At 68.3% G+C, this 26537-nt stretch carries 30 protein-coding genes and 4 pseudogenes; 13 read left to right on the top strand and 21 right to left on the bottom strand.

All coding sequences use genetic code 11. The features are described 5' to 3' along the window. Window positions 1–165: 165 nt before the first annotated feature. The 3 genes from NOD94_RS29855 to NOD94_RS29845 all read right to left on the bottom strand — a co-directional run bounded on the left by NOD94_RS29855 (window position 166) and on the right by NOD94_RS29845 (window position 1803). Window positions 166–567 (bottom strand): hypothetical protein, encoded by a 402-nt coding sequence (locus tag NOD94_RS29855; protein WP_281209259.1) that lies wholly within the window; start codon window positions 565–567, stop codon window positions 166–168. 114 nt (window positions 568–681) lie between these two features. Beyond that, on the bottom strand, window positions 682–1545 hold the full coding sequence (locus NOD94_RS29850) for a hypothetical protein (RefSeq protein ID WP_281209258.1): 864 nt from the start codon (window positions 1543–1545) through the stop codon (window positions 682–684). Between the two features lie 48 nt (window positions 1546–1593). After that, window positions 1594–1803: a hypothetical protein gene (locus NOD94_RS29845; protein WP_281209257.1), complete on the bottom strand. Its 210-nt coding sequence runs from the start codon at window positions 1801–1803 to the stop codon at window positions 1594–1596. 242 nt (window positions 1804–2045) lie between these two features. Between NOD94_RS29845 and NOD94_RS29840 the strand changes: the two genes are divergently transcribed. Next, window positions 2046–3056, top strand: coding sequence for a quinone oxidoreductase (locus NOD94_RS29840; RefSeq protein WP_281209256.1), 1011 nt, complete (start codon window positions 2046–2048; stop codon window positions 3054–3056). 98 nt (window positions 3057–3154) lie between these two features. Then, complete coding sequence (locus NOD94_RS29835; RefSeq protein ID WP_281209261.1) at window positions 3155–3403, top strand: hypothetical protein; 249 nt, start codon at window positions 3155–3157, stop codon at window positions 3401–3403. Between the two features lie 147 nt (window positions 3404–3550). Here NOD94_RS29835 and NOD94_RS29830 read toward each other — a convergent pair. The 3 genes and pseudogenes from NOD94_RS29830 to NOD94_RS29820 all read right to left on the bottom strand — a co-directional run. Further along, window positions 3551–4329: pseudogene (locus NOD94_RS29830) on the bottom strand (IS5 family transposase); the annotation flags it as partial. 209 nt (window positions 4330–4538) lie between these two features. Then, the gene (locus NOD94_RS29825; protein WP_281209255.1) at window positions 4539–6068 is read right to left on the bottom strand and encodes an MFS transporter; all 1530 of its coding nucleotides are present in this window, start codon (window positions 6066–6068) and stop codon (window positions 4539–4541) included. A gap of 137 nt (window positions 6069–6205) precedes the next feature. Then, window positions 6206–6622: a PPOX class F420-dependent oxidoreductase gene (locus tag NOD94_RS29820; protein ID WP_281209254.1), complete on the bottom strand. Its 417-nt coding sequence runs from the start codon at window positions 6620–6622 to the stop codon at window positions 6206–6208. 76 nt (window positions 6623–6698) lie between these two features. Between NOD94_RS29820 and NOD94_RS29815 the strand changes: the two genes are divergently transcribed. Then, entirely contained in the window at window positions 6699–7172 is a 474-nt protein-coding gene (locus NOD94_RS29815; RefSeq protein WP_281209253.1) for a small multi-drug export protein, read from the top strand. 169 nt (window positions 7173–7341) lie between these two features. On the opposite strand, the gene NOD94_RS29810 is transcribed toward NOD94_RS29815, so the two are convergent. From NOD94_RS29810 to NOD94_RS29800, 3 genes are all read right to left on the bottom strand, one after another. Then, entirely contained in the window at window positions 7342–7518 is a 177-nt protein-coding gene (locus NOD94_RS29810) for a hypothetical protein (RefSeq protein WP_281209252.1), read from the bottom strand. A 23-nt stretch (window positions 7519–7541) separates the two neighbouring features. Next, a complete protein-coding gene (locus NOD94_RS29805; RefSeq protein WP_281209251.1) occupies window positions 7542–7718 on the bottom strand; it encodes a hypothetical protein in 177 nt (58 codons plus the stop codon). 185 nt (window positions 7719–7903) lie between these two features. After that, on the bottom strand, window positions 7904–8203 hold the full coding sequence (locus NOD94_RS29800; RefSeq protein ID WP_281209250.1) for a hypothetical protein: 300 nt from the start codon (window positions 8201–8203) through the stop codon (window positions 7904–7906). A 126-nt stretch (window positions 8204–8329) separates the two neighbouring features. Here NOD94_RS29800 and NOD94_RS29795 point away from each other — a divergent pair, with 126 nt between their 5' ends. Continuing rightward, entirely contained in the window at window positions 8330–8896 is a 567-nt protein-coding gene (locus tag NOD94_RS29795) for a TetR family transcriptional regulator (RefSeq protein ID WP_281209249.1), read from the top strand. A gap of 677 nt (window positions 8897–9573) precedes the next feature. Here NOD94_RS29795 and NOD94_RS29790 read toward each other — a convergent pair. Both NOD94_RS29790 and NOD94_RS29785 read right to left on the bottom strand, forming a co-directional pair. After that, window positions 9574–9762: a hypothetical protein gene (locus NOD94_RS29790; protein WP_281209248.1), complete on the bottom strand. Its 189-nt coding sequence runs from the start codon at window positions 9760–9762 to the stop codon at window positions 9574–9576. 369 nt (window positions 9763–10131) lie between these two features. Next, window positions 10132–10485: a hypothetical protein gene (locus tag NOD94_RS29785; protein WP_281209247.1), complete on the bottom strand. Its 354-nt coding sequence runs from the start codon at window positions 10483–10485 to the stop codon at window positions 10132–10134. A 74-nt stretch (window positions 10486–10559) separates the two neighbouring features. On the opposite strand from NOD94_RS29785, the gene NOD94_RS29780 reads away from it, so the two are divergent. Further along, window positions 10560–11072 carry a hypothetical protein gene (locus tag NOD94_RS29780; protein WP_281209260.1) on the top strand — a complete coding sequence of 171 codons (513 nt, stop codon included), beginning with the start codon at window positions 10560–10562 and terminating at the stop codon, window positions 11070–11072. A gap of 603 nt (window positions 11073–11675) precedes the next feature. Here the strand turns inward: NOD94_RS29780 and NOD94_RS29775 are convergent. Both NOD94_RS29775 and NOD94_RS29770 read right to left on the bottom strand, forming a co-directional pair. Further along, window positions 11676–12053: pseudogene (locus tag NOD94_RS29775) on the bottom strand (MFS transporter); the annotation flags it as partial. Next, window positions 12052–13279: pseudogene (locus NOD94_RS29770) on the bottom strand (membrane-associated oxidoreductase); the annotation flags it as partial. The pseudogenes NOD94_RS29775 and NOD94_RS29770, both read right to left, overlap by 2 nt. Window positions 13280–13731: 452 nt before the next feature. Here NOD94_RS29770 and NOD94_RS29765 point away from each other — a divergent pair. Both NOD94_RS29765 and NOD94_RS29760 read left to right on the top strand, forming a co-directional pair. Further along, window positions 13732–14124 carry a hypothetical protein gene (locus NOD94_RS29765; protein WP_281209246.1) on the top strand — a complete coding sequence of 131 codons (393 nt, stop codon included), beginning with the start codon at window positions 13732–13734 and terminating at the stop codon, window positions 14122–14124. Between the two features lie 154 nt (window positions 14125–14278). Further along, complete coding sequence (locus NOD94_RS29760) at window positions 14279–15175, top strand: NAD(P)/FAD-dependent oxidoreductase (RefSeq protein WP_281209245.1); 897 nt, start codon at window positions 14279–14281, stop codon at window positions 15173–15175. A 67-nt stretch (window positions 15176–15242) separates the two neighbouring features. Here the strand turns inward: NOD94_RS29760 and NOD94_RS29755 are convergent, their stop codons facing one another. The 4 genes from NOD94_RS29755 to NOD94_RS29740 form a co-directional block, all read right to left on the bottom strand. Then, the gene (locus NOD94_RS29755; protein ID WP_281209244.1) at window positions 15243–15803 is read right to left on the bottom strand and encodes a potassium channel family protein; all 561 of its coding nucleotides are present in this window, start codon (window positions 15801–15803) and stop codon (window positions 15243–15245) included. A 203-nt stretch (window positions 15804–16006) separates the two neighbouring features. Then, complete coding sequence (locus tag NOD94_RS29750) at window positions 16007–16192, bottom strand: hypothetical protein (RefSeq protein ID WP_281209243.1); 186 nt, start codon at window positions 16190–16192, stop codon at window positions 16007–16009. Window positions 16193–16242: 50 nt separating this feature from the next. Then, window positions 16243–16677 carry a hypothetical protein gene (locus tag NOD94_RS29745; RefSeq protein WP_281209242.1) on the bottom strand — a complete coding sequence of 145 codons (435 nt, stop codon included), beginning with the start codon at window positions 16675–16677 and terminating at the stop codon, window positions 16243–16245. 1 nt (window position 16678) lies between these two features. After that, a complete protein-coding gene (locus tag NOD94_RS29740; RefSeq protein ID WP_281209241.1) occupies window positions 16679–17104 on the bottom strand; it encodes a hypothetical protein in 426 nt (141 codons plus the stop codon). A 361-nt stretch (window positions 17105–17465) separates the two neighbouring features. Between NOD94_RS29740 and NOD94_RS29735 the strand changes: the two genes are divergently transcribed. Next, window positions 17466–18437: a hypothetical protein gene (locus NOD94_RS29735; RefSeq protein ID WP_281209240.1), complete on the top strand. Its 972-nt coding sequence runs from the start codon at window positions 17466–17468 to the stop codon at window positions 18435–18437. A gap of 26 nt (window positions 18438–18463) precedes the next feature. Here the strand turns inward: NOD94_RS29735 and NOD94_RS29730 are convergent, their stop codons facing one another. Next, window positions 18464–19558, bottom strand: coding sequence for a glutamate--cysteine ligase (locus NOD94_RS29730; protein WP_281209239.1), 1095 nt, complete (start codon window positions 19556–19558; stop codon window positions 18464–18466). A 212-nt stretch (window positions 19559–19770) separates the two neighbouring features. On the opposite strand from NOD94_RS29730, the gene NOD94_RS29725 reads away from it, so the two are divergent. The 3 genes from NOD94_RS29725 to NOD94_RS29715 all read left to right on the top strand — a co-directional run bounded on the left by NOD94_RS29725 (window position 19771) and on the right by NOD94_RS29715 (window position 23058). Then, the gene (locus NOD94_RS29725; protein ID WP_281209238.1) at window positions 19771–21387 is read left to right on the top strand and encodes an MFS transporter; all 1617 of its coding nucleotides are present in this window, start codon (window positions 19771–19773) and stop codon (window positions 21385–21387) included. 339 nt (window positions 21388–21726) lie between these two features. Then, window positions 21727–22560, top strand: a complete 834-nt coding sequence (locus tag NOD94_RS29720) for a class II glutamine amidotransferase (protein WP_281209237.1) — start codon at window positions 21727–21729, stop codon at window positions 22558–22560. Between the two features lie 78 nt (window positions 22561–22638). Then, window positions 22639–23058, top strand: coding sequence for an SHOCT domain-containing protein (locus NOD94_RS29715; RefSeq protein ID WP_281209236.1), 420 nt, complete (start codon window positions 22639–22641; stop codon window positions 23056–23058). Window positions 23059–23286: 228 nt separating this feature from the next. Here the strand turns inward: NOD94_RS29715 and NOD94_RS29710 are convergent, their stop codons facing one another. The 3 genes and pseudogenes from NOD94_RS29710 to NOD94_RS29700 form a co-directional block, all read right to left on the bottom strand. Further along, window positions 23287–23574 carry an SHOCT domain-containing protein gene (locus tag NOD94_RS29710; protein WP_281209235.1) on the bottom strand — a complete coding sequence of 96 codons (288 nt, stop codon included), beginning with the start codon at window positions 23572–23574 and terminating at the stop codon, window positions 23287–23289. Between the two features lie 39 nt (window positions 23575–23613). Then, on the bottom strand, window positions 23614–24066 hold the full coding sequence (locus NOD94_RS29705; protein WP_281209234.1) for a DUF6325 family protein: 453 nt from the start codon (window positions 24064–24066) through the stop codon (window positions 23614–23616). A 243-nt stretch (window positions 24067–24309) separates the two neighbouring features. After that, window positions 24310–24656: pseudogene (locus NOD94_RS29700) on the bottom strand (transposase); the annotation flags it as partial. Between NOD94_RS29700 and NOD94_RS29695 the strand changes: the two are divergent. Together NOD94_RS29695 and NOD94_RS29690 are read left to right on the top strand one after the other, a co-directional pair. Then, the gene (locus NOD94_RS29695; RefSeq protein WP_281209232.1) at window positions 24594–25262 is read left to right on the top strand and encodes a hypothetical protein; all 669 of its coding nucleotides are present in this window, start codon (window positions 24594–24596) and stop codon (window positions 25260–25262) included. The pseudogene NOD94_RS29700 and the gene NOD94_RS29695 sit on opposite strands and share 63 nt — an antisense overlap. A 210-nt stretch (window positions 25263–25472) precedes the next feature. Beyond that, a complete protein-coding gene (locus tag NOD94_RS29690) occupies window positions 25473–26219 on the top strand; it encodes an aminoglycoside phosphotransferase family protein (RefSeq protein ID WP_281209231.1) in 747 nt (248 codons plus the stop codon). Window positions 26220–26537 lie beyond the last annotated feature (318 nt).

The raw sequence follows: 26537 nt of genomic DNA, 5'->3' as shown, positions 1-26537 counted from the left end.
CCCCCCCCCCCCCCCCCCCCCCCCCCCCCCCCCCCCCCCCCCCCCCCCCCCCCCCCCCCCCCCCCCCCCCCCCCCCCACCCCCCCCCCCCCCCCCCCCCCCCCCCCCCCCCCCCCCCGCCCCCCCCCCCCCCCCCCCCCCCCCCCCCCCCGCTGCCGGAACGAGGTCAGCCGAACTCGACGAACCGGATGTGGTCCCGCTCAATCGGCCCCTTGCCCTCAGTGACGGCGCTGATGACCCGCTCGAAGTAGCGCCGGGCGGCCTGCTCCTGCCCGTAGTCGAGCTCGATCCGCCCGTCGGGCCCGGCCGCGGTGACGGCTGCCGGCAACGTGCGGGTGTCCTCGTCGTCCGGCTGGAGGACGGCGAGGGCGCGGGACAGCCGGTTGATCACGTGTTCGGCGTTCTCCGGAACCCGGTCCCCACTCTCCTCGCCGTACCACTCACCGGCGTCGGAGAGCAGGCTGCGCAGGTCGCTGTAGCCCTTCTCCACCGCCAGGGCCTTGCGGAAGTGGCCGAGCAGGGCGGCCAGGACCTCGACGTCGGCGAGGTCGACGGGCGCGCCGTACACGTACCCCCGGGGCCGAAGACAGCCTTGGGACTGGTAAGCCCGCATATTGAGGTGTCGCATATTCTCTGACGGATTCCAGCTTGACCACCTTGAGTAGTCGGTGGTGCCTACTGATCACTCTGCGCCGTGATGACCGGGTTCGTAGGGCGGGATCGTCCAGCGCATCGTTGTCTGGCCCGTGGGGCCGGGCTGAAGAGTCACGGGATAGACCTGTCCGAAGCGGCGTTCGCCGCGATGTCGCATCGAGTGGTCGCCGCTGTCCCAGTTGATCCCCAGAACGGAGCAGTCAGCGACCTCGAGGGCGCCGATCTGAAGCGGGTGGGTCCAACTCGCTCGGTTGAAGCGGTGGAAGTCGGTGTGCTCATCGACTGCCACCATGACGCCCCGGCCCTGTTCGTCGCCTTTCCAGTCGTTGAGAGCGTCGCCGAGCTTCTTGGCGTCATCCAGCGGGAGGCCAAGCCACCCTCGCACGTAACCGCCGTGTCGCAAGATCAGGTCTCCGCCGAACTGAAGATGGGCGGCCTCCGCGTAGCCTCCCCAGTAGGCGACGTCGGCAAGGCCGTCGGTTGATGGATGGCCGTCTCCGGTCCAGGAGTCCAGGGCAAGCGCGTCACCAAGCACCATGCCGCAACGGTCGACCGGTAGGTCGCCAAGGATGATCGGCTCGTCCCCGGCGGCGGTGCCGGCCCATGGCAGACCGAGATCGATCTCAAGGACTGCGACGGCTGGTCCTCCGTCGAAGAGCGACGCCGCCGTGCCAGCCCGCACCATCAACGGCCTGTCATCGGCGGCGCGAACCGCGACCATCTCACACATCCAGTCGTGGACGTGTCCGCCGCCGACCGATGCCGCGGCCCTTGCGCGCTCGGACAGCGGTCGGCCCAGCTGCGGCCAGTAGTCGATCCACGACGCCATCCCCAACACGAGGACTCCTGACGGCGCCGTCACGACGCCCAGGTCGATGTCAGTCTCAGCCATCCGGCGATTGAACCTTCCTCCTGCTCTCAGGATCAAGGTTCTGCCGGGTCAGCGCCCGTGGTCACCCGGGGCGTACCGGCTCCAGGTTCCGCCGGCCTCGGTGACCAGGCGGGTGGCTGTCCTGTCGTGGTAGCCGAGCGCCTTCGCGATGACGGGGGCTGGGGCTTGGAGGACGAGTTGGCGGATCGCGGAGGTCCTGCCGCGCTGTGGCGGGACGCCGATCTTTCGCAGGTGGACTTGGAGGCTGACCGGATTCATGGGCTGTGGGCCGGCGGCCGGGGAAGAGCCACTGGGAGCTCCTACTGCTGGCGTAGGGCAGGTGCTGGCGGGACTGGACGTATGCCCGCATGAGGTCAGCGACGGGTTCCGGAAGCGGGGACGGCGGGTCCCCCAGCCGGACGGTGAGGGTGGCCCCGTCGTCGCGGCGGGCTGGTCTGCTTGCCGGGAATCGGATCGCCATCAACGGGGTTGGTGGGGGATGAGCCGTTAATTGGAGGGTCATGCGAGCGATTCAGGTGTACGAAGTGGGCGGTCCCGAGGTGCTGCAGGAGGCCGAGGTGGACCAGCCGCGGCCGGGTCCGGGCGAGGCGATCGTGGAGGTCGCCGCATCCGGGGTCAACTTCCTCGACGTCTACCACCGCGAAGGCCGGTACAGCCTCCCGCTGCCCTTCACCCCGGGCTCTGAGGGCGCCGGCACGGTCGTCGAAGTTGGACCCGGCGTCGCCGGCGTCGCAGTCGGGGACCGGGTCGGTTGGGTGGAGATTCCCGGCACGTATGCCGAGCGGGCCGTCGTGGACTCCTCCCGGCTGGTGCCGCTGCCCGACGATATCGGCTTCGAGACGGCCGCCGCCGTGCTCCTCCAAGGCATGACCGCGCACTATCTCGTCAAGGACGCCTACCGGGTTCAGGGGGGCGACACGGTGCTCGTGCATGCGGCCGCCGGTGGCATGGGGCTGCTTTTGACCCAGCTCATCACCCATCTCGGCGGCAGGGTGATCGGCACGACGTCGACCGCGGCGAAGGCCGAGCTGGCGAAGCGTGCGGGGGCCGCCGAGGTGATCCTTTCCTCCGCAGTCGACGATCTCGCAGCCGAGGTGAGGCGGCTCAACGGCGGTCAGGGACTGCCGGTTGTCTTCGACGGCGTCGGCGCGCACACCTTCGATGCGAGCCTCGCCAGCCTGCGAACCCGCGGCCATCTCGTGCTCTTCGGCGCGGCAAGTGGTGCCGTGCCGCCGTTCGATCCGATTCGGCTCGCCCACGGCGGTTCGCTGACCCTGATCCGGCCCAGCCTCGGGGACTTCATCGCTGATCGGTCCGAACTGCTCCGACGGGCCGCCGATGTGTTCGAGTGGGTGCGCTCCAAGGCGCTTGAGGTCACCGTCACGGGCCGCTACGCGTTGTCCGAGGCGGCCCAGGCCCACAGCGATCTGGAGGCCCGGCGTACGACCGGCAAGCTGCTCGTCGTACCCGATGCGGCCGCTATTGGACGCCGCGAGGAGACGCAGAGCTGATCGCGGGTGACGAGGTCGGTGCGCTACCTCGACGGCCGGAAGTCGTCAGGGTGGCTGTTCTGCACCGCCAGCGGCGGGCAGCTCGACGAACCGGCCGTTTGGCGCACCCTCCAGGCCCTGGCCAAGCACGCCAACCTGCCGCTGCGCGGGCCCCACGGCACCAAGGTCGACGCCACCCACACCTGGCGAAGCCCAACGCCCGCCCGGACAAGGTTCAGCGCTGGGCCGACCACAAGGACTCGCGCACCACCCAGCGCTACAAGGCCCGCAAGGCACTCCTGGACGACAGTCCCGGCTACGGGCTCGCGGCCGACGTCGTCAGCGCCCTGGACCAGGGAACGGCCTGACCGACACGACAGGAAGTCGCGGGCCGCTGCGATACTGAGGCGCAGGCAACCTCTGCGGCGCGGCGGACGTCGAGGTCGAGCGCGGTGGTGCCGGCGCGGAGGGCGAGCAGGCAGCACAGGTCCAAGGCGGCCCGGTCCGCGGGGCGAGGCGGCGGCAAGTCCGAGAAGGGCCAGGTAGTTGCGGGGATCGCGTTCGTAGCGGTGGTTGAGCCGGCGGTAGCCGGTCAGCCAGGACATCGTCCGCTCGATCACCCATCTGCGGCGGCCAAGCCGTTCCGATGACTCGACGCCCTTGCGTGCGATACGGACTCCGATCCGTTTGCCGGGCAACCATTTCCGCAGGTGGGGGGCGTCGTAGGCCTTGTCTGCGTGGAGGCGTTGGGGTTTGAAGTGGCGGCCGCGGTAGGGGTCGTGTCTCGTTTGGTGGCCCATGACCATGGGCTTCAGCGCGAGGCTGTCGTGGGTGTTGGCCGCGGTGACGCCGACGATGAGGGGCAATCCGTTCGCGTTCGACAGGACGTGCATCCTGGAACCGGGCTTGCCGCGGTCCACGGGGCTCGGACCTGTGAGTTCGCCCCCTTTCCAGCCCTCACGTGGGCGGAGTCGAGGACGGCGCGCGACAAGTCGAGCAGGCCGGCGTCGTCGAGGCGGTGCAAAATCTCCTCGTGCAGCCGGCCCCACACTCCGGCCCGGGACCAGATCAGGAACCTGCGGTGGGCCGTGGACTTCGATATCCCGAAACAGGGCGGCAGCGACCGCCAGGCGCATCCGCTGACCAGGACGTAGATGATCGCCGCGAACAGCGTCTCATCAGGCGTGTCCTGCGTCCCGCCGCCCTGCGGCCGCACCTTCGACGGCGGGATCAGTGGCTCCGCGATCTCCCACAGCCCGTCCGGAACAATCCAACTCCAAGTACCCCGCCCCATACCGACATCAACGACGCCTCACCACATAGGACACGGTCTAAACGCCCGTGGAGGACCGGTAAGCCCCGGTGTGGCAATTCCACACCAGGCACGGCCCGATGAAACAGGAACTCACCCGAAGCCCCAGCCGGTCACCACCGGCAGGCAGGCGGGTTTAGGGCGGGGAGGATGTCATGAGCGGGACAGTGCCTTCACGAGGTCGTCGCGGGTCATGTTCGAACGGCCGGGGAGGTTGGCGGCGGCCGCCATTTCTTCACCGCGTCGGGGGACTTTTCCCGAACGCCGGGGCGGTACAGCAGGAAGGTCACGACGAGGCCGACGGCTGCGAGGCCGGCCGCCCACCAGTACGCGGTGGAATAGCTGTGCAAGGCCGCCTCGGCGAACACCTCGGGCGTGGCCTGCCGGCTGCTGAGATAGCTGCTCGCGGCGCTCGCCGCGAGCGTGTTGAGGACGGCGATCCCCAACGAACCACCGATCTGCTGCGTGGTGTTGACCGCCGCGGAGGCCACACCGGAATCGTCCTCGTGAACCCGGTAGGTGGCCAGGTCGATCGCCGGCGCGTAGACCATGCCGAGACCGAGGCCCAGGACGATCAGCGGCGGCAGAATGCCTGAGGCGTAGGTGCTGTCCAGCTCCAGACGGGTGAACCAGACCATGCCCACGCCCAGCAGCGCCATCCCGAGGGGAATCACGATCTTCGGCCCCACCCGGGGCATCAGGACCCCCACGGCCAGGCCGGAGGCAACGACCAGTGCGACCGGGATGGGCAGGAAGGCGAGCCCCGCCTCGACCGGGGTGTACTTGAGCGTCTGCTGCATGTAGTAGGCGAGGAACAACGCGACCGCGTACATGCCTCCGGTGGCGACCAGAATGGCGATCTGCGAGGCACCCCGATCCCTGTCGAGAAGGATGCGCAGGGGCAGCAGCGGCCGGGCCGTCGTCGACTGCCAGTACGCGAAGAGGACGAGCAGGGCGAGGCCCCCAACCAGCAGACCCCAGCTGGCGGGAGAACCCCACCCGCGCGACTCGACGTTCGAGAACCCGTAGACCAGGCCGAAGAGCCCCAGGGTGACCAGTACCGCGCCGGGGATGTCGAGCTTGGCGCGTTGGGTCGCCCGGGGCTGACGCTCGATCAGCAGCAGACCGCCCAGGAACGCCGCCGCCGCGAACGCCAGGTTGATGTAGAGGGTCCAACGCCAGTTGAGGTACTCGGTCAGCACGCCGCCGAGCAGATTGCCGAGCGCGCCGCCGGCGCCCGCGATGGCACCGAAGATCGAGAATGCCCGGCCCCGTTCCTTGACGTCGGTGAAGAGGGTCGTCAGCAGGGAGAGGGCCGCCGGGGCCAGCAGGGCACCCGAGACACCCTGGAGCGCTCTGGCCAGCACCAGGAGTTCAAAGTTGCCGGCGGCTCCGCCGAGCACCGAGGCGGCGGCGAAACCGATGACACCCGCGAGGAAGGTCTGCTTGCGACCGAAGAGATCGGCGATACGCCCGCCGATCAGCAGCAAGCTGCCGAAGGTGAGTGCGTAGGCGGTGACGATCCACTGCCTGTCATTGTCGGAGAAACCCAGGTCGGCCTGAGCGGACGGCAGCGCGATGTTCACGATGGTGGCGTCCAGCATGATCATCAACTGGGCCAGACCGATCACGGCCAGCGCCCACCACCGCCGCGAGGACCGCAGGGACGAGGGCCTTGATTCGGGCGGGATGCTGGTGAGTTCGCCGGTGGGTAACGACATGACGGTGCCACTCCGTTCGAAAATGTGACTAACTAGATAGTTAATCTTTGAGGCAAGGCTGCCTGAGATCCGACGGCCCGTCAACAAGGGTTCGGGCGGGGCGCGGGGGCCGGACACGGCAGGGCCCCCGGCAAGGGTCACTCCGCGAGTCGGATCCGGATGCCCGCCGTGCGGTGCCCGGGCCCCTTCAGTCGGCTGCCCAGCAAGCCGACCCGCGCGACGAGACCGTACTTACGCTTCATCAGGTCGAGGTAGTGAACGGTGTCCTGGTCGGCGGGCAACTCGGCGACACCCGGCACAGGCTCCCCCTTCGGGGCCCCCCGCCAGTCGCAGGGGGCGACGGTCACCCGGCCGCTGTTGCGGATCCGTTTGACCTTGCCGGCGTCGGCTGCGCTCCACACGGCCAGGCAGTCCCCGTCCCTCATCACCCACACCGGAGTGGGCACTGCCCGCCCGTCCCGGCGGAACGTCGTGAGAAGTACGTACCTGGATGCCGCCAGTCGCTCAACCGAGCTGCCCGGTAAGGATGCTGAGGCGGATGGTGAGGTGGTCATCGCGATAGAATAACTGGTTAGTCAACTGTCGTCGCGAAACCGACGTGGCGTCCGTCCCAACGACGAGGAGTGATACGTGCTGAAGTTCGTCTGGGCCGTGCTCGCCGGATTCGCCCTGGGTACCCCGGCCGTGCCCTTCGGCCTCTCGATCTCCCTCGCCCCGCCCATCGCGCTCATCGCCGTGCTCCTCGGCGCGGCCGGGTGCCTGCTGTCCGCCGTCTTCGCGGCCGGGTGGCTGCGTACTCGATGGCTGGCCTGGCGCTCAAAGCGGCGCCCCGTCACCGCCGGGTCGCCGCCCGATAATCGCCGGAACCGCCTCGACGGCCCGACCGGCCGGCGGGCCCGGCGCGTGGTGAACCGGTACGGCGTGATCGGCTTCGGCATCATCGGACCGGCGCTCTTCGGCACCTGGGGATCGGCCATGCTGGGCACGGCGCTCGGCCTGCCCCGGTGGCGGCTGATCGGCTGGCTCATGGCAGGCGTCACCCTGTGGTGCACCGTGATGTTGTTCGCCTCCGAAGCACTGATCGACGCTTTCGGACTGAGGTGACGACACACGTCGCGTACCGGCCCCTGGTCGCGAGGACAGGGGAGGGTGGTGAGGCACCGGCGGTCGCTTCGTCGTAGTGGGTGCGGGTTTTGACGTATCCGTTGAGGATGGCGACGAGTCGGCTGCCGAGCCGGCGGAGGGCCGGGTTGTAGTCGGCCTCGCGGGCGCGTTATTCGTCGTGGTAATGCCGGGCGCCGGGTGAGGCGCGCATGGCGGCGAATGCCTGGCGTTGGAGGGCGTCGGCGAGTCGGTTGTCGCGGACGTGGCGGGCCTGGACGGTGTGGCCCCTGCCGGAGGCCCGGGTGATCGGGCTCGTGCCGGCATCTTCCGCGTCTTGGTTCGTCACACTCGCGGGGGTGGGCGCCTTGATCAGCAGTTCCAGGGCATCCGTGCTGCCGGCGTCAGGTCCGCGTAGGCGGACAGGGCGGCGGAGTCGTACTCCCGCAGCAAGGTCCGCAGCCGCTGGAAGGTGCGGGTCCGTTCCCGGACCAGGTCTGCGACGACCTCGACGGCCTGGGCCTGCTCGCTGTCCCGGCCACCGGCCACAGCTGGTCACGGTCGATGCGGACCATGTCCACGAGCGCCTGCGCGTCGCCTTCGTCGCTCTTGGCCCCGAAGGTGCCGCACCGCTCCTTGAAGCGGACGACCTGCCGCGGGTTGATCGCGCAGGCCCGGTAACCGGAGGCGATCAGGACCCACCCACGAACCGCGGTTGGTTTCGATCACCACCACTACGCCGGCCCGATCCGGGTCCCCCCGCCGTGCCGCGCGCCGAGTGAGTCCAGCTTCGCGATGCCATCCACTCCCTCGGGCAACTTCGCTGTGGTCTTCCGGCCCGCCTCGTCCTGGATCTCCACATCGCCTCGGCCTTCGGCCCGGCCATCGCCGATCAGCGGCAACTCATCGTCCTGATAAAGCACTTCGATCCCTGCAGTCTGCGGAAGGCGGCACACGGCCTCATGGATCCAGTGTTCACACCACCACGGGCGCGCACGCCACTTCACCAGCGATCTGGCCTCCCGGGCGGCCATCGGGGGCACGGTCTGACCACCGAACTCACAGTGGTTCCGGCGGCGAAAGTGCTTACCTGCCAGCGGCAATGGCAACGAGTCTTTACGCTCCGGCAAGATCCATGAGGCGCTGTTAGCATGAATCCCATGTCCCGAGCCGACGCCACGAAGGCGCGCATCCTCCACGCGGCGACCCAGGAGTTCGCGGCCTACGGGATCGCGGGAGCCCGCGTCGACCGGATCGCCAAGGACGCCTCGGCGAACAAGAACCTCATCTACGTCTACTTCTGCAACAAGGACGGGCTCTTCGACGCCGTCTTCGACGCGCACCTCGGGCGAGGCCTCGACATGGTGCCCTTCACACCTGACGACCTGCCGGACTACGCCGGGCGACTGTTCGACTTCTACCAGAAGCACCCCGAGGTGCTCCGCCTGGCGACCTGGCACCGACTGGAACGCGGCACTGCCGTGGAACGGGACCCTGCCGTCGCCGAGCCAACCCGCAACGACAAGCTCGCCTCGTTGGAAGCGGTCCGGAAGGACCGGGCGGGCACACCGGGCTTCGCCCCGGCCACGCTTCTCACCCTCGTCCTGGCCATCGCCTCGGCCTGGAGCCCGACGAATTCCGCAAGCATGCCGGCGACGACTGTCCTGGCATCGAACCCGGCGGAATGCCGGAGCGCGATCATGGAGGCCGTGCGACGCCTGCTGTGACGGGCAGCGTGCGTTACTCGCCTCCGCCACGTACGAGATGCCCGCGGCCGCGTGGTTGGCCGACGCCCTACCGGAGCGGGCCGTGGAACTCAGGCCCGGTATTCGGCCCGGTTCGAGCCCGACCCCGTTTCTCGTGGCGGGAGCCCACGCGCGTAACGTCTCCGGGTTCGTTACCGTCTCCCCGGACGCTCACGGGCGCCCAAGGTCTCACTCGACTACCGGTTCAACGTCCGGGACCCCTACAACCGGGACCCCGGCAAGTCCACCCCCTTCGCCGACGGCCTCATCAGAACTGATGCACCCCGACGCTCTATCCGCGTTCATCAACGGCATCGGTATCCCCACCACCGCCGGCCGCACAGCCTCAATCCGGCAACACGTACTCGAAATGCCCGCACCAGTGGTCGCCGAAGCTCTCGGCTGTCACCGGTGCACCATAGCCAAGTTTGCCTCTGAGGCCGGAGGCACCTGGAGTCGATACGCCGCAGGAGACCATTGGCGGTCACCACCCGACTGAACCCCACAGAGCGCCGAATACGTCCACTTATGTCCGTTTCTGTGAGCTCGAAGGGCCCTCCAGACGGAGTCCGAGGGGCGGCCGGGTCTCATAAAATTGGCCGGCCGGGGACGAAAGTCGGTTACAGGCAGCGCGGCCGTACTCCTCGCGTCTCACCTGTTCAACGCCAGCCGGTATACCCGTCCTGGTTCGCGGGCCCGGTGGTCGCGCCCACGAGACCGACCAGGAAGAGAATCACCACGATCAGCGCGAGCACCACCAGCCAGAAATGGTCCTCGAATCCTGAAGGATCCGGGCCGCGCGGACGATCGTCGCCCTGGCCCTCAGCGTCGCTGTCCTCGTCGGTCACCCAACGCCCCCTCCACACGTAATCCATAGCACTGCGCCACACGGTCGGCGTCAAGCCTCCCAGGTGCCAGAGTTGTCGACCTTCCTCCGCCGGGCATACCGCCGGCGCCGCTCAGCACGGACCGGACGTGACAACGGGCATGCGCATGACCTGGAGGCTGGAGGGACACGGCTGGGCCAACTGCACCATTGAAGACCAACAGGCCAAAGTCGAACTCACCGTTTCCTCCATCACCAGCTGCAGAGGAGTTCCTGACTGCCATGGCCCGGCTCGTCTCAGGCGAGACGCATACGCACGCACAGTTCGAAGCCGAGCCCACCGCCTTCCGGTGGCTCTTCAATGCGGCGAGGGTCGGACAAACTCACGCCATCACACCTCGTCGGTCCTGAAGAAGATGTCGACGGCGCGAGCCATCCCTTCCGGATCATCCACCGCCACCCGCACTCGCGCCTTGCCCCGCATTCCAAGTAGAGAGGTGATGAACCTGCTCTCGCCGATGACATCCCCCAAGGCCAAACGCCCATCGCTCAGAGCCAGCGTCGTTGGGACCCACTCGGTCGAGCCGAGAGCCATGACTGGGTGATTCGGATTCAAGTCGAACGACTGCCCGAACGTGATCTGCGCGGCGTCATGGACGCGATCTTGTACGTGGACCGGACCGGGGTCCGGTAGCGCTGGCTCCCGCGCGGTTTCCCGCACCTTCTGTGGGATCCGATCCGTCAAGTGGCTCGGAAGATCCTGCTGGTCGATATGTGTTGGCCGATTGGGCGGAAGGCCGAGACACTCAGGCTGTGGACATGGGGATCTCTGGTTTCGAGCCGTCCTTCCTGGTCGGGTTCGAGGCGATTCGGCAGGCGCACGAGTCACGTCTGGTGACGCTGGCCGGGAGGCGGTTGACGGGCTTCGCCGTGGTGCGTTTCGCCGAGGACGGGGACTGGTTCGCCGATTGCCCAGTGGTGCTGGACTTCGACGGCATCCAGGTGGAGGTCTGCCACTGGAAGTTCGACGAGCTCTCGATCGGCTGGGACACGATCGACACCACAGCGGACATCGCCGGGTGGGAGCGGTTCGCACTGACGCCCCGGTGGTCTCACCTTGATGAGCGCCTCGAACCGTTTGTCGGTCAGGAACTGCGCGAGGTCGCGCTCCTTGAGTGGCGGCCCGCAGGCCATGACCTTGCGACTGGAACGGTGGCGGTGGAGTTCGCCTTCGCCGGGGACTGTCTGCGGATCGCCAACGGACTCGACGAGAACCGCATGGAGGTCGGCGGTGCCCAGCCGGGCTACGTTCGGCACCGGTTGGGCCGTTGAGGGCTACCGCCCTGTCGGTTCCCGGTTGATCGCGATGACCGGTAGCAGAGTGGCTTGAGCGGGGATACCGAGGTCAAGGGGGCTTGGTCGTCGTCCACCGCGGCTCGTTCGTCGTCCGTCAGCGGGATGGCCGCCGGTATCTTCTGCGGACCGGAGCCTCCGCTGGTATCGAGGGAACCACCGGCGACGCCGGCACCGGGCCCTCGGCTCCAGAGCATGATCGAGTTCTCGAAGGCGGCCTTGAGGTCGTCGAGAGAGCAGAACACCCCGCCTGTGAGGCAACGCCTTTCGAGTTCGGCGAACCACCGCCCGACCTGGTTGATCCACGACGAGTTGGGTCGTCGCAGATCACGTGGACCGCCAGGCCGGGGTCGGTCTGGCGGTCGATCTCGTCGAGGAAGTCACGGAAGTCCACGGCCCGGTGCTGAGCGGACAGCTTTGTGATCACCTTGCCCGTCGCGGTGTTCACCAAAGGCTGTCCCGTAATCCGACAGCGGCCTTCGCCCGGGGCTCTTCCCGTGGCGTGCGGTCGGTCGGGTTGTCCGGCCGGCCCACGTCGGTGCTGGGGAGACCGCTTTCGTGGGCGCTCTCCCCAGCCGTGTTTCACGCGGTGAGGTGCTGCTTCGCCTCGGAGCCGGTGGCGGGCTCGGTGGCGATGCCGTGCTGCTCGTCGTCGGGGCGGCCCTTCTTGGGCAGCAGGAAGGTGATCGCGAGGAACGCCGTCAGCAGACATGCCTGGACGATCAGCGCTCGGTGGAATCCGCCGGTGAAGTCACCTGTCTTGGCCTGGGCGAAGAACACCGAGCCGAAGATCGCGACGCCAATGGAGCCGCCGATGGCCTGCACGGCCGACAGGACGCCGGAGGCGGAACCGATCTCGTCGTCGTCGACCGCGGCGAGGATGAAGCTGAACAGGGCGGCGATCACCATGCCGGCGCCGATGCCCGCCACCGTCGTGCCGGGCACGATGTCCCAGATCGATGGCCATGAGCGACAGCAACCAGACGGCCGCGCGCGACGGGCGGAAGCCGTAGCCGACGATGCCGTCCTGGAGGTGGCCCCACAGGCGTCCGTACCAGGTGAGTGTGGTGCGCCGGCGGCGCTGCTTGGCCAGTTGGACGAGTCGGGCCGCGTCGTCGTCACCGACGTGGCGATAGGCCGCCGGCAACTGCTCGTAGCCGTACGGCTCATAAAGGTCGCTGTCTCGCTCCAGCATCGGAAGGCGCCTGTCGGCGGGCTCGTGCGGGGTCAGCACGGTGTAGGTGAGATTGCTGATGTACACCTGGTCCGGCAGCACCTTCGGATCGATGTTCATGATCTCTATACGAGAACGCCGCAGATTCAGGGCATCCTCGATGCGATCGCCACCGAGCAGCCAGAGTTCGCCGATGACACAGCTGCTGGCCCGAAGCGCCGTGCCGCTCGGACGCGACAGGTACGCGTCGAGCAGGTCGAGACGGCCCGCTATGCGCGAGCCCCGGAGCTCGACCCCGCCCTGCGTACGTACGCGCCGTGCCCGCACATGGGCTCCCACGGTGAGGTTCTGTGCGTCCAGTGCGGTGCCACCGGGCTGGTTGAGTTCGGCGTCCTGAACGTTGATCCGCCCGGCGATGGAGGCGCCGGTGAGTCGTACCTGTCCGTTCGCGCGCATCTCCGGGGCCCACAGGTCGGCACCGATCACGGCCTGGTTGAGCTGCAGCACCGGCTCCGAGTCGTCCGGTGCCGTGAACTCCGCCCTCTCCATGAACAACACCCCGGAGATCTGCGCCCCGCCGAACCGCACCGGCCCCGCATACGGCAGCCTGTCATCCGCAGCACCCCCTCGACCCTCAAGGTCTGCGCGGTCAGGCCCGGCAGAATCGACTCGCTCAGATCGAGCTCGCGCAACTGGGCACCGTACAGGTCGGGAACGCCGTCGAATCGGCAGTGGCCCAGCCGGATGGCGGCATCGATCGAGGCGTGTTTCAGGTCCGTACGCCGGTGATCCGCGCCCCCGTGATCCTGAGCGCGGCGATCTCACCCTCCTCCTGCGGAGCCTTGACGAGCAGTGCCCGCAGCACTCTCGCCCATACGGTCCGCTCAGCGCCCCAGGCGTCGCCGAGCGCCGGATCCTCGTCCTCGGCGGCGCGAAGGTCCACGCACTCGCCTCGCGGAAAGGCCCGCCATACACGCGCTTCCGCCGACGTCAGATCACGGGTCTCGCTCACGCCGGAACTCTGACGTGTCGCGTTCGAGCTGTCACTTGCCGCACAGAGAAGGCCATTTCGTTCGAATCCCCCGCCCGCCCGCCCGCCCGCCCGCCCGGCCGGCGCCGAGCCCGTCCCCCAATTTATCAACCGCGAGTTCATCACGATCTTCACCACCTCCCGAGCAGCATCGAGGACCTCGCTCCGTCGTCCCCGATGCGTTCGCCACGACCTCCGTAGGGGGCAGCCGCTCAGTCCCGGAGTTCGCCCACTGCCCCGCCGAGACACCGCTCACCGAGCTGATCCGCGCCGTCGGCAGCCGGTGGGCGGTCAATACGGGATGCCGACCCGGATGCCTCCCATCGGAGATCCGCACCGTCTCGGGAGAGACCGTCTTCGTCTCGGCTGAACGGCGTACCGAACTGGAACGCTTCTGCATCGACGACTGGATTCCCCGACGGTCCAGGCCCGACGTGTGGGGCGACCTTCTTGAGCCTTTCCTCGACACCGAGTTCACCACCGAGCGGAAGGCCGCCACTCAGGCCCGCCTGGAACAGGCCGGTCCGGGCCCGGACGAAGTGGCAGGCATCCGAGACAAGGTCGCCCCACTGATGCGCGCCGACAACAGTTTCGGCGAGGACTGGCACCACCTGGGCGTGGCCGACCTCCTGAACGCTGCCACCGCGGACTGGATTCCTCAGCACCAGCAGATCAAGCCCGGCGAAGTTGCCGCCTTCCGCGCTTGGGCGATGAGGATTTATCCGACAGCATCCAGCCCGACGCGTACGATCCGAAACTCGACGTCAACTTCACCCCCGCCGCGCGAGCAGGACCTGACCGCCGCCGGCCTCGGTCAGGCCGTCTGACACAGGCCCGTCCTCGCCCCCGTGGCGGACCTGGTTCATGGGTGGTGGCCTCTGCGCCACCGTGGAGCCTCCGGTTCACGAGCGATAGTGACCGGGCCGGCGCGGTTCCGGCATCGGAGGGATTGCCCCGCCGGCCTCATCGGCAGCGGCGGTGATGTCTGGTCTGCTGGAGACGGTGAAGGCCGACCCGGTGCTGTACGACTGGCTGGAGTCGATGTGCTGCGCGGTCGCGCTCGGCCCGCTCGACAAGTCCGCCGTCACCGAGTACCTGCGCACCTACGCCCTGTCCGGGTGGAGCGCCGAGCAGGCATCGGCCGCCCTGACGGCGACGAAGCTCGTGAAGGGCACGCGCGAGCTGATCGACGGCATCGCCGGGCAGGCCACGCTCGCCGACATCCGCCTCAACTCGCACGTCACGCGTGTCGTCCAGAGCGATGGGGAGGTACGCGTCGAGCTCGCGGGCGGCGACACGATCACCGCGCCCACGGCCGTGATCGCACTGCCGATGAACGTCCTGAACAGTGTGGAGTTCGAGCCCCAGCTGTCCGACACCAAGCGGAGGGCCGCTGATGAGCGGCACGCCGGCGCCGGCCGCAAGAGCATCGTCAAGGTCAAGGGCGACATCGGGAACGTGAGCGTGCTCGCCCCCGAGGCCTACGCGGTCAACTGGGTGGTCACCTACGCGAAGGGCGGGCCGGAAGGCACCTGGGTCGTCGCGTTCTCCAGCAACCCGGACCGCCTGCCCATGTCCGCCTTCGACGACACCGCCGGCATGCAGGAAGCACTCCAGCCGCTGCTGCCCGGCGTCGAGGTCGAATCCATCGTCGGATGGGACTGGTCCAACGACCCTCTCTCCCTGGGCACCTGGTGCATCTACCGGCCCGGACAGCTGGCAAGCATCCTGCCCGACCTGCGCACCACCGAAGGACGGCTGTTCTTCGCCGGCGCCGACTCGGCCATCGGATGGCGCTCCTTCATCGACGGGGCGATCCAGAGCGGCTACCACACCGCCCGCCACGTCGACGACTACCTCAAAACCGGTAGCCAGTAGGCAGGACCGCCGCCGGACCCCGACCCTCTCGGACCTGGGCCGCACCGCCCGGGTCCGAGAGGGCGATTCAGGGGGCGGGCGGCGTGCTGCCGCTCCCGCCGGGACCGGCCGGCTGGTCACGACGTTGGCGGCCGCGCTGGACCGCGTTGGCCAGGAGCCGGGCCGCAACGCCGAGCAGCAGCAGGTTCAGCGTGATCTGCCCCGTGGTCAGCAGGCGGGCGGGCTCGCTGCGCGCGGTGATGTCCCCGAACCCGACCGTGCTGAACACGGTCATCGAGAAGTACAGCGCGTCGGTGCGCGAGAGGGGTTCGCTGAAGCTGCCCGGCGCGCTGTGTGCCAGCAGGAAGCAGGCGATGGCGTAGAGCAGGATGAACAGCGGCACGGTGACTGCCATGGCTTCCATGGCTTTCAGGCCGGGCCGCGGAGCGAGGGTGATCCGGTAGATCTGCCAGGCCAGGAGCCCGGCCACAGCCGCGATGCCACCGAGGAGCGCGAGGACGGTGGTGGCCGTGAAGGCCGAGTCCATGGGCAGCAGGTAGTAGGCGGTCACGAGGAGTGCCGCCGTCGACAGCGAACGCACTGAGGCGAGCAGTACCTGCCGACGGTGAAGACCCGAGTTTCCGTTCACGACTCCACCCCGACCGCAGCGCATGCCCTGAGCCCAACCTCCCCGGTAAGACGGGCTTTGCGCGGCAGGCACACCAGGACGTCACCGACTTGGCCGCTCACGCTCTCGGCGATGTCATCGCCGAGACAAGGGGGAGGGGCCACAAGGGCGGTCGGGAGCGGAGCCCGTAAGGGCGCAAGCGCCACCAACCGGGTCCGGGGCGATCAGCATTCGATCATGAGAGCGGCATTACGGCGGGGCAGGGCGCACATCACGTCCCGCGTCGTCAGCGACTCGCGCACGTCAGCCGAGCACATCAGCCGACCAGCAGGCAGCGGGGCGGCAACGGCCCGGGTGGCGGCCGGTCCGTGGGCCGGCTCCAGCGCCAGGAGCGGACCCAGCATGTTCACCCGTGGCGACCTCATTGACCGCTTCACCGCTTCCACGACAACGTGCACCTTTAGTCGGCGTTGCTCCTGTTGACCCCGAGCAAGGCCGGGTAGTAGCGCTGGATCGAACCTTGCGGTGCGGTCTCGACGTACACATTCACTTCGGAGCGCTCCATCAGCGATCTTGTTCGCGGGTCGCTGCGCTCGGCCGTGTAGACGTCGTCGGCGTCAGCCGTCCGACGTCCTCGCCATGCTTCCCACTCGCTCCATAGGCTGTCCGAGTCCCGTCTGGCCTCCTTGGAGGTGAGGGGACAGACGTCGGTGCTGCCCCAGGCGTACTCGCGCCTCCCGTCTTCGTCGCCGGTGCCCTCACGCTGCGAGACGGCAGATTGACGAGCGCCCGTGCGCGTCATCCATTGGTACACGGTCGTGGCCCTGGGGCGTACGTCAGCCAGAGGGGAGCCATGGGTGATCGTGAACCGGCCCTTCTCGGTGTTGTGGTTCACCTCAAATGGCGGGTTTGAACGCTCGGCTGCATGACGTCACCGCGTATACGAGCGTCGTACCGCTGCGGTCGGTGATGACCTCGACCCGGTAGTCCTCGCGTGGCCGGAATACGTGCTTGGTCAGCCCGGAGTTGTCCTCGTCGGGCGCATACACGAACTCGGGCATCGGAACCCGGTACGCAGCATGGCCAAGAATCTGGGTGAAGCGCTCAATGGTGTGTCCGCCGCGGAGAGACCGGAGCTTGCTGTACTCGGCCGGCCGCCAGTCCGTGGTCGACTTCCTCACCACGCCCACGGCTGTGACGAGTGTGCTGACGGCCGTGACGACGCTGGACACGAAAAGCACGACGACGACAACCAGGTTGCGTCGGGTCAGGGCGTGTACCCGGCCGGCAAGGCCCTCACGGGGCTCATCTGTATCACCCATGCCGCGACGGTAGAGGCGCACCTACCCACCCGCATGTCGGTGGCGTGATCGCGGGCCGGTGGTCGACGCGATCACCCCGTTTCAGGGCCACGGAGGAGACAACGCATGCGGAGCCGGCGCGGGACGCGCAGCATGGAGGCATGGTTGTAATCTCGCCGCCGGGGAACCGTTTGAAGGTCTCCGCGCCCAGCCATCGACCGGGATCCCCGTCGAGTGGCTCCCTTAGGGTGCAGACCAGGAGAGCTCTGGAATCCGTCGAAGCTCAGACCGAGGCTGTTACCGCGTTCACCTCGCGTCTGCTACGGGTCGCATGGACCATGCCGCCGCGCCGCCCACGCCCCCAGCACGCCTGGAGCCTCGCATGTCCCGCCCTGTACCGTCCTGGCTGCCCCGAATGTCCTGCACGGCTTTCGCAGGCCTCCTGACGGCTGCTCTCGCCACCGTGCCGGCCGGCCCCGCCCATGCCTACACCGGTGGCAACCACGAGGAGATCACCCGGGCCGCACTGCCCTGGCAGCCCGTCACGTTGACCGAGATGGCCGACGCCCGCGACGGGGCGATCAACGCCAACGACCGCCCGCCGTACTTCGATGTGGGACCCCTGCACTGCGACAACGCCGACTACCTCGCCCCCCGCTACGCCTCCGGCTATCCCCGGACCCGGGACGAGGCCACCACGGAGCTCCTCGCTTGCATCCGTACCTCCGTCACCCGCTTCCGCAACGCGGTCGAGGCCGCCGACGGCCTCGTCGACGCCGACGGCAAGGTGCGCGCCGACCAGAGCGACCTGTCCTCGCACTGCACGTGGGACGAGAGGCCCCAACGGGCCAAGTGCGCCGTCCTCGAACAGCTCGGTCGCGGGTGGCACCAGATCGAGGACTTCTACTCGCATTCCAACTGGAGCGACCGGCCCGCGAGCGGCCCGATCGGCCTCGGCAACCCGCCCGGCCTGGAGCGGCCGGGCACGGCGCCGTTCCTCGACATCCGCCGTTACAGCGTCATGAAAGACGCCGACTGGACCCGGGAGGCCCGCGAGCGCATCCCCGCGGAGCTCACCACAGGCTGCTACCCCGACTTCGATTCCACCGGCGTCAAACCCCCCGACTGCGACGGCCGTGTCTCCCACAACCGAGCCCTGAACAAGGACACCCCCGCATCCGCCCGCTCCAAGAGCGACAACTTCCGGCGAGCGACGGCCGGGGCCACCGCCGAGATCACCCGCCAGTGGAACGACTTCAAGGCCGAGCTGCTCTCGAAGTACCCCGAGCACCGGCGCGGCGCACAGATGGTCTGCGCCCTCGTCCACGATGATCCCGCCGGCGCCTGCCCCTGACAGAGGGTGCCCCTGACCCGGCAAGCTCACGCGGTGGTGGCCCCCGCAGTGATCAGCGTGCCGACCGCCGGCAGGCCGGCTTCGGCCAGGGCGCGGCGCTGACGGTCGGCCGAGGTTCCCCGCTGGAGCAGCCGGTGGACAAGCGAGGTCACCTCGCGGTGATCACCGTTCTCTTCGAGGGCGGGGCCGATGTACCGAAGGAGCGCGCACACCACGTCCCCGCTGCTCCGTAGACGACCCGTCGGGTCCACCAGTGTGCCGCCCAGTCCGTGTCTGGCCGCGTGCCACGTCGCGGCCTGCAGGAGCTCCGGTCGGCATGGCACGAGAGTGACTCCAGCCTTCTCCTCGGCGATCGCGGTGGCGGCGAGCCCGCGGATGACACCGGCGAGCATCACCGCGTCGTCCGCCTCCAGCTGCACATCACAGCAGCGCACCTCGATCGTCGGGTAGCGCTCGGAGAGCCGGGCGTGCCAGTACAGCTGTCCCCTGTCCGGGATCACCCCGGGTTCCACCAGCGCATCGGCCCGCGCCTCGTAGTTCGCGAGCCCAGCGAAGTGCGGTGGCGGGCCGCTGATCGGCCAGCGGCCGAAGATGATCGTGCGCCAGCTGGCGAAGCCGGTGTCCCGCCCGTCCCACAGGGGCCCGTTCGCGGACATCGCCAACAACGTCGGAAGCCAGACACGCAGCCGGTTCAGGACGGCCACCCCGGTCTCGCGGTCGGGCATCCCCACATGGACGTGCATCCCGCAGATCAGCTGCTCATCGACCAGCAAACGGGCCTCTTGCTGCATCTTCGCGTACCTCGCCGTGGCTGTGATGGGTACGGGCGAGGCGGTCCTGACCGGCGCGGTGGCGGAGGCAGCGATGCGGCAGCCGTTCGCCTGCGCGGCGGCGGCGACCGCCTGGCGCAACCGCAGGAGATGACCTCCCACTTCCACAAGGGCCGTGCACACAGGGGTGGCGACTTCGATCTGAGCCTGCAGCAGCTCGTCCTGGACCTCTCGCTCGTCCGCGATGGGCGCCAGACGGGCCGTGGCACGTACCTGCTGCACGAGCGGGGTAGGAAGGAGTGTCTCCGGGTCGACCAGCAAGTATTCCTCTTCGACCCCAAAAGTGATCATGCTGGGTGGTACCCCGTACCGGATGTGATGACTCGGGCGAAGGGCGATTGCCACACCATGAGGCGCAATCCGGTGCTCCTCGCGTCAGTTTCGTGCAGGTGGTTCTTGGCGACTCCGCCCGAAGCGACACACCGCCGACGCCGGTCCGCCAACCGGTCGACCTCCGGGGCGGGTCGCGGAACTCCTTCCGAAGTGGCTGGGACGATGCGCGTATGGCATCCCGAGCAGGCACTGCCGAGGGTTCGGCAACGGCGCGACTCGTCCTGCTGGCACTGGCGGCCGGTCAATTCCTGATGGCGCTCGACAGCTCCGTCATGAACGTATCGATCGCGACGGTGGCCGAGGACGTCAACACGACCGTCGCCGGGATTCAGGGGGCCATCACGGCCTACACCCTGGTGATGGCGATGTTCATGATCCCCGGGGGCAAGGTCGGGGCGCTGATCGGCCGCAAGCGCGCATTCATGATCGGGTGCGTCATCTACGGTTGCGGCTCCCTGACCACCTCCCTCGCACCGAACCTTCCCGTGCTGCTCCTGGGCTGGGCGTTCCTGGAGGGGATCGGGGCCGCGCTGATCCTGCCCGCGATCGTGGCATTGGTGGCGGGCAACTTCCCCGCGGAGCGCCGTCCCGCTGCTTATGGGCTGGTCGCCGCGGCCGGCGCGGTGGCGATCGCGGTCGGCCCGCTCATCGGCGGTGTCGCGACCACGTACTTCTCCTGGCGATGGGTGTTCGCGGGCGAGGTCCTCGTCGTACTGGGCATCCTGGCCCTTGCCCGTCCGATCGCCGAGACGGTCAGCGACGAACGACCGCGCATCGACCTCATCGGTACCGTGCTCTCGGCTGCCGGGCTCGGGAGCTTCGTCTATGGCGTGCTCCGCTCGGACGAGTGGGGCTGGTTCCAGCCCAAGCCCGACGCACCCGCCCTGCTCGGAATGTCCCTGACCGTGTGGCTGATGCTGCTGGGCATCGGGCTCACCTGGCTGTTCCTCCGCTGGGAGGCCCGCCTCGTACAGCAGCACAAGGAACCGCTCCTCGACCCCGCGATGCTGCAGAACAAGCAGCTGACCGGCGGGCTGACGATGTTCTTCTTCCAGTACCTCGTCCAGATGGGCGTCTTCTTCGTCGTCCCGCTCTACCTCTCCGTCGCCCTGGGCCTGTCCGCGCTCGCCACCGGCGCCCGCCTCCTGCCGCTCTCGGTGACCCTGCTCGCAGCCGCCGTCCTCATCCCGCGCTTCCTCCCGAACGTCTCACCTCGGCGAGTGGTCCGGAGCGGAATCACTGCGCTGCTCGTCGGTGCGGTGATCCTGATGGCCGCGCTCGACGCGGACGCCGGAGCGGAAGTGGTCACCGTTCCCATGCTCCTGATCGGGCTCGGGATGGGCGCACTCGCCTCCCAGCTGGGATCCGTCACCGTGTCCGCGATGCCGGAGGAAGCGAGTGCGGAGGTCGGCGGCGTCCAGAACGCCGTCACCAACCTCGGCGCCTCGATCGGTACCGCACTCGCCGGATCGCTCCTGATCGCCTCGCTCACGTCCTCCTTCCTCGCGAGCGTGGAGGAGAATCCGGCGGTCCCGGCCAGTGTGAAGAGCCAGTCGGCCGTCGAACTCCAAAGCGGTGTGCCGTTCCTCTCCGACGCCCAACTGCAGAGCGCTCTTATCGAAGCGGGCACCAGCGAGGAGCTGACACAGGACGCGCTGGACGCGAACGCCGCCGCGCGACTCGACGGGTTGCGCGCCGCACTGGCCATCCTCGCCTTCGCCGCACTCATCGCTCTGTTCTTCACCCAGCGGATCCCCACGACCCAGCCCCGCTCGGCCAAGGCGTAACCAGCCGAAGGCGCTCGCTTCCACCTGCGGCGGGCGGCGGGTTCCCGCCCGGTGAGGCGGCGACTACGTGGACGCCGGGGCGTCGTCGGCGAGGGCTTCGGAGCGACCGCTGGGCCCCCTGGGCCAAGCTCCGACCGTGGTGGCCACGCTTCCCAAGAGCAAGGGGCAAGGGGGGAACGAGCGGTGTTCCCGCCCCGTGTGGCGCGCCCCGGAGAGGGAGTCGAAAATGAGATTGCCGGACAAGATCCGGGCGAGTCGCGCTGCCGCCCGCGGAAACCGCGGCAATCCATGCTCGGGCTCTCCCACTCCGAGCGCGCCTAGGGATCCAGGTGAATGCGCATGTGCCGATGGCTCGCCTATTCGGGCACGTCCATGCTGCTCGACACCATCCTGTACAAACCCGCCCACTCACTGATCGACCAGAGCCTGCACTCCAAGCTCGGCGTGGAAACCACGAACGGCGACGGTTTCGGTGTCGGCTGGTACGCGGAGGACGTCGACACTCCGGCGCTGCTCCGAGACGTCGGTCCCGCGTGGAACAACCGCAACCTGCGGGAGATGGCGGACCATGTCCGTTCCCCGCTGTTCTTCGCCCACATCCGGGCGTCGACCGGGACGGCGGTGCAGCAGTCGAATTGTCACCCGTTCCGGCACGGCCGTTGGATGTTCATGCACAACGGCGCCATCTCCGGATTCCACGTCATGCGCCGGGACCTCATCCTGCTCGTCGACCCCGCGCTGTACGCCGACATCGAAGGGACGACCGACTCCGAGGTGATGTTCTACCTGGCCCTCACCTTCGGCCTGGACCGGGACCCGCCCACGGCCGTGGCTCGGATGGCAGGAGTTGTGGAGCGCGCCGGCCGTGACCACGGAGTGGAGTTCCCGCTCCAGATGACCCTCGCCATCACCGATGGCGAGCGCGTCTGGGCTTTCCGCTACTCGAGCGGGCACGCGTCGCGGTCGTTGTTCTACAGCAGCCGGGTGGACGCACTGCGCAGGCTGCACCCCGATGTCGCATTCCTGCGGGAGGTCTCCGAGGAGACCCGCCTGATCGTGTCCGAACCCCCCGGCGATCTGCCCGGCGCCTGGAACGAAATACCGGAAAGCAGCTACGGCGTCGTCCAGCCCGGCGCGGACGAGCTGCACCCCTTCGCCCCGGCACCCGCATGACACGACCGACCACGATGCCGTGCTCGGACGCGGACTTCAGGGCCTGCTGGGCCGCCACGACCAACAGGAGAACACGCCATGCGGAACTCCCTGCTCAACCTGGCAGAGGACTACGACTTCCCGCTGCTGAACATGTTCTGGACCATGATGCTGTGCTTCCTCTGGGTGCTCTGGTTCATGTTGCTCTTCCGTGTCATCGGCGACATCTTCCGTGACGACGACATGAACGGCTGGGGCAAGGCAGGATGGACCATTTTCGTCATCGTGCTGCCCTACTTGGGCGTCCTCATCTATCTGGTCGCCCGAGGTCGCGGGATGGGCGAACGAGAGATCAGGCGAGCCCACCGGCAGGAGCAGGCCTTCCGCTCCTACGTACGCGATAGCGCCGGCACCACCAACGACGCCGAGGCACTGTCGCGGCTGGCGGAACTCAAGAACCGCGGCGACATCACGGCAGTCGAGTACGAGCAGGCCAAGGCGAAAGTCCTCAATTCCTGAGAGTCGACCCAGGAGCCGGAAAATCCCTTGGCCCCTCCCCGGTGCAGCCGAGATCGCGCATGGCGCGCACCGCGACGGAGGCGTCACGGGCGTCACCGGACCAACGATCGAGCCCCGGCCGCTGCCCGGCCGGGGTAGCTCCCATCCCCGAATTCCACGCCCCGGTCCCGGTGGCGATCGTGACGGCCGTGACGGCTTTCGTGGGGCCGATGGGCAAGGGCCCTGACGTCAAGCTTCGAGAATGCGGCGCTTCTGGGACTCGAACTCGGCCTGCGTCAGCAGACCTTGCTCCTTGAGCTGACCGAGGTCCTTCAACTGGTCGATCTTGGTGTCCATGGACGCCGCGGGTGCGGGTGGGGGCGCACTGGCGGCCTGCTGGGGCGGCGCCGCAGCGGTCTGCTCGTCGTTCCGTTGTGCCCACCGACCGGACTGGCGGCGCGACACCCGGTTCGAGACGGCGGTGGCGGTACCGGAGATGACTGCGGTGCGGGCGATCCCGCGGAGTAGACCAGGCATTGCAGGTGTCCTTGTCGTGAGGCGGGCGTCGGCCGCTAGCTAGGGGGTGGAACCCGCCTCGACGGCCTCCAGAGTCGCCAGCAGGTCCTCGGTCGGGATCCTTCCGTTGGCGACCATGCGGGCTCCGCTGCGGCGCAGGGCCGCTGCCAGCGGCGCCGCCCAGACGTTCTCGTACACGATGACGCCCGCGGAGTTGCCGGGTTCGAGGACGGCGGCGGCTTCCCTGAAGTCGTCCTCGCCGAGCAGGCCCGAGGAGGCGCCCTCGAAGACCGCGAGGTCGAACTGACCGTCACCGTCCATGTCGGCGATCTCCAGCGCAATGACCGAGCCGTCCGCGTCCTTGCGTACGAACGACAGGTCGAGGATGCGGATGATGTTCCGGTCGACGAGATCGAGCAACAGCGGCAGACCTTCTCCGGTCATGCGATTACCGGGAAACTCCAGAATCAGGTAATCGACCGGCCCCATCTCGGAGAATTCGTCGACGCCCATACCGACTCCTCGCCCTGTAGTCCACTGGCGATGCGTGACGGCCGCACGCCGCCGACGCGCACATCACCACCTTCAATTCCAACATCGCACGACCGCGGGCGCACGTTCGGGATTCGGCTCGTCACGGTTCGCGCGTCTGGCGTTACCAAGCCCCGGCGGACCGCGACCTTGGGGCCACCGCCGTCATGCCTGGAAACGGAATGAGCGTGAGGACCAGGCCGCACACCATGGCCGCCGCAGGAATCCGATCCGTTTGCCGGGCAACCATTTCCGCAGGTGGGGGGCGTCGTAGGCCTTGTCTGCGTGGAGGCGTTGGGGTTTGAAGTGGCGGCCGCGGTAGGGGTCGTGTCTCGTTTGGTGGCCCATGACCATGGGCTTCAGCGCGAGGCTGTCGTGGGTGTTGGCCGCGGTGACGCCGACGATGAGGGGCAATCCGTTCGCGTTCGACAGGACGTGCATCCTGGAACCGGGCTTGCCGCGGTCCACGGGGCTCGGACCTGTGAGTTCGCCCCCTTTCCAGCCCTCACGTGGGCGGAGTCGAGGACGGCGCGCGACAAGTCGAGCAGGCCGGCGTCGTCGAGGCGGTGCATGAAGCCCCAGTGCCGCGTGGTGGCCATTGCGGCGCGGGGAACTTACTTGCGGACGAACGCGTGGCCTGCGAGGGTCCCGGCGTGAGCACGATTTTGGGAGACAGGCAGCGGTTCGCCACGGAAGTGGGTGACTGGGACCACGAGCTGTGCCGGGTGGACATCTGGGCTGCGGGGCAGTGGCTGACCTGCGACGACAACATGGTCTTCGTCAGGCAGTTCCGCCGCGACGTACGGGACACGGCCGCGTGGCTGCGGTCCGGCATGGCCTCTGCACTGCCGTTCGATGGTCTGTCCCCGCGAGCCACACACCGGCGTCTCATGCTCCGCGCCGGAGCTGACGACGAAACCGAAGCCGACTTCGAGTTTCGCAGCCGGTTCCGTGTCCTGGACTGGGGCCCCACGACCGACAATGTGACGACCCACCTCTTCCGAGACGGGGACGGGTCACTGATCACGCTGCAGTTTTGGCGGGACGAACACCTGCGCAAGCATCCTGAGCATGCGGGCGAGGTCTTCGGGGCGAAAATGCCGACCGCAGAGCTCGTTGGGATACTCGAAAATCTCGTGGACATCCTCGACGGTAGGCAGAGCCAGGACCACCCGTGATCGGGGTGAACGCTCAGCGAGCCGGCGTCGTCTACTGGTGAAGAGGCCGTGTTCTGGTAGTGCGCTATTCAGCGGCTCTGAGGACTGCTTGACCTGGTCTGAGGTCGGTGCCGTACACGAGGCCGCCGGGCAGCGGGATGCGGCCAGCCGCGTAATCGCACGCGATAAACCCGGCGACGTCGGCGATCATCCCCGGGATACTGGTCGCCCATGGATGAGGTCAAAGTCGTCGTCGCCCATTCCGAACGCGCGACTCTGCGCGTCGGCGACGTGTTCCTGAAGGTGGACGCCGATCAGGCGCGCATCGACTTCGAGGTCGAGGCGATGTCCCTCGCGCCGGTCCCGACCCCGGAGGTCCTGTGGCGCAAGCCGCCCGTGCTCGCGATCGCCGCACTCCCGGGGACGACGCTTGGGCGCCTCGGCGGGCCGTCGACCGGGTCGCCGGCGGCGTGGGCCGCTGCGGGCGCCGCCATCCGGAAGCTGCACGACGCGCCGCTGCCGCCCCGGCCGGGCGGGGCCGGCCGGAGCATCGCCGCGCTGGCGACGGAACTCGATGACGAGTGTGAGTTGCTCGTGACGAACGGCATCCTGCCCGCCGAACTGGTCACCCGCAACCGCCTGGTCGCCCAGGCCGCGCTCCGGCCGTGGACTCCGTCGTTCACGCACGGCGACCTGCAGATCGCGCACGTCTTCGTCGACGGCGACGAGGTCACGGGCATCATCGACTGGTCCGAGGCGGGCCAGGGTGATGCCCTGTACGACCTGGCCACCTTCACGCTCGGACACGAGGAGCACCTCGACGACGTCATCGCCGGCTACGGCACTGACATCGACCTCGATGTGATCCACGCGTGGTGGTCGTTGCGAAGCCTGCTGGCGGTTCGCTGGCTGGTCGAGCATGGTTTCGACCCATTCGCGCCAGGTTGCGAGGTCGACGTGCTGCGATCCCGGATGTGAGGCTGCGCCCTACTGCTACGACATCTTGTTCTGAGTCGTGAGAGCCGCGAGGTAGCCGGCCCAGCTGTCCTGCGCCAAAGCCGCCCACTGAGTGGCGGTGTTCCTCTGGATTCCGAACAGGTCGCACATGATGATCGGCGGAAGTTCACCGGCCTTGCCGAACAGGGCCGTGTTGCGGGCCGCGAGGGTGGGCAGACCGTGCTTCGCGAGTGCGCCGCCAGGCCTCCAGGGCTCCGCAAGCGGTTGACCGCCTCACCGCTGTCCTCACGGAGCTCGGCGGTGATCCTCGGGGCTCCGTAAGTGCCGTCCGATTCCTGG

Origin of the sequence: Streptomyces sp. Isolate_45, assembly GCF_024721315.2 — a bacterium.
Taxonomy (GTDB): domain Bacteria; phylum Actinomycetota; class Actinomycetes; order Streptomycetales; family Streptomycetaceae; genus Streptomyces.
This window is presented reverse-complemented; position numbering and strand designations above follow the sequence as displayed.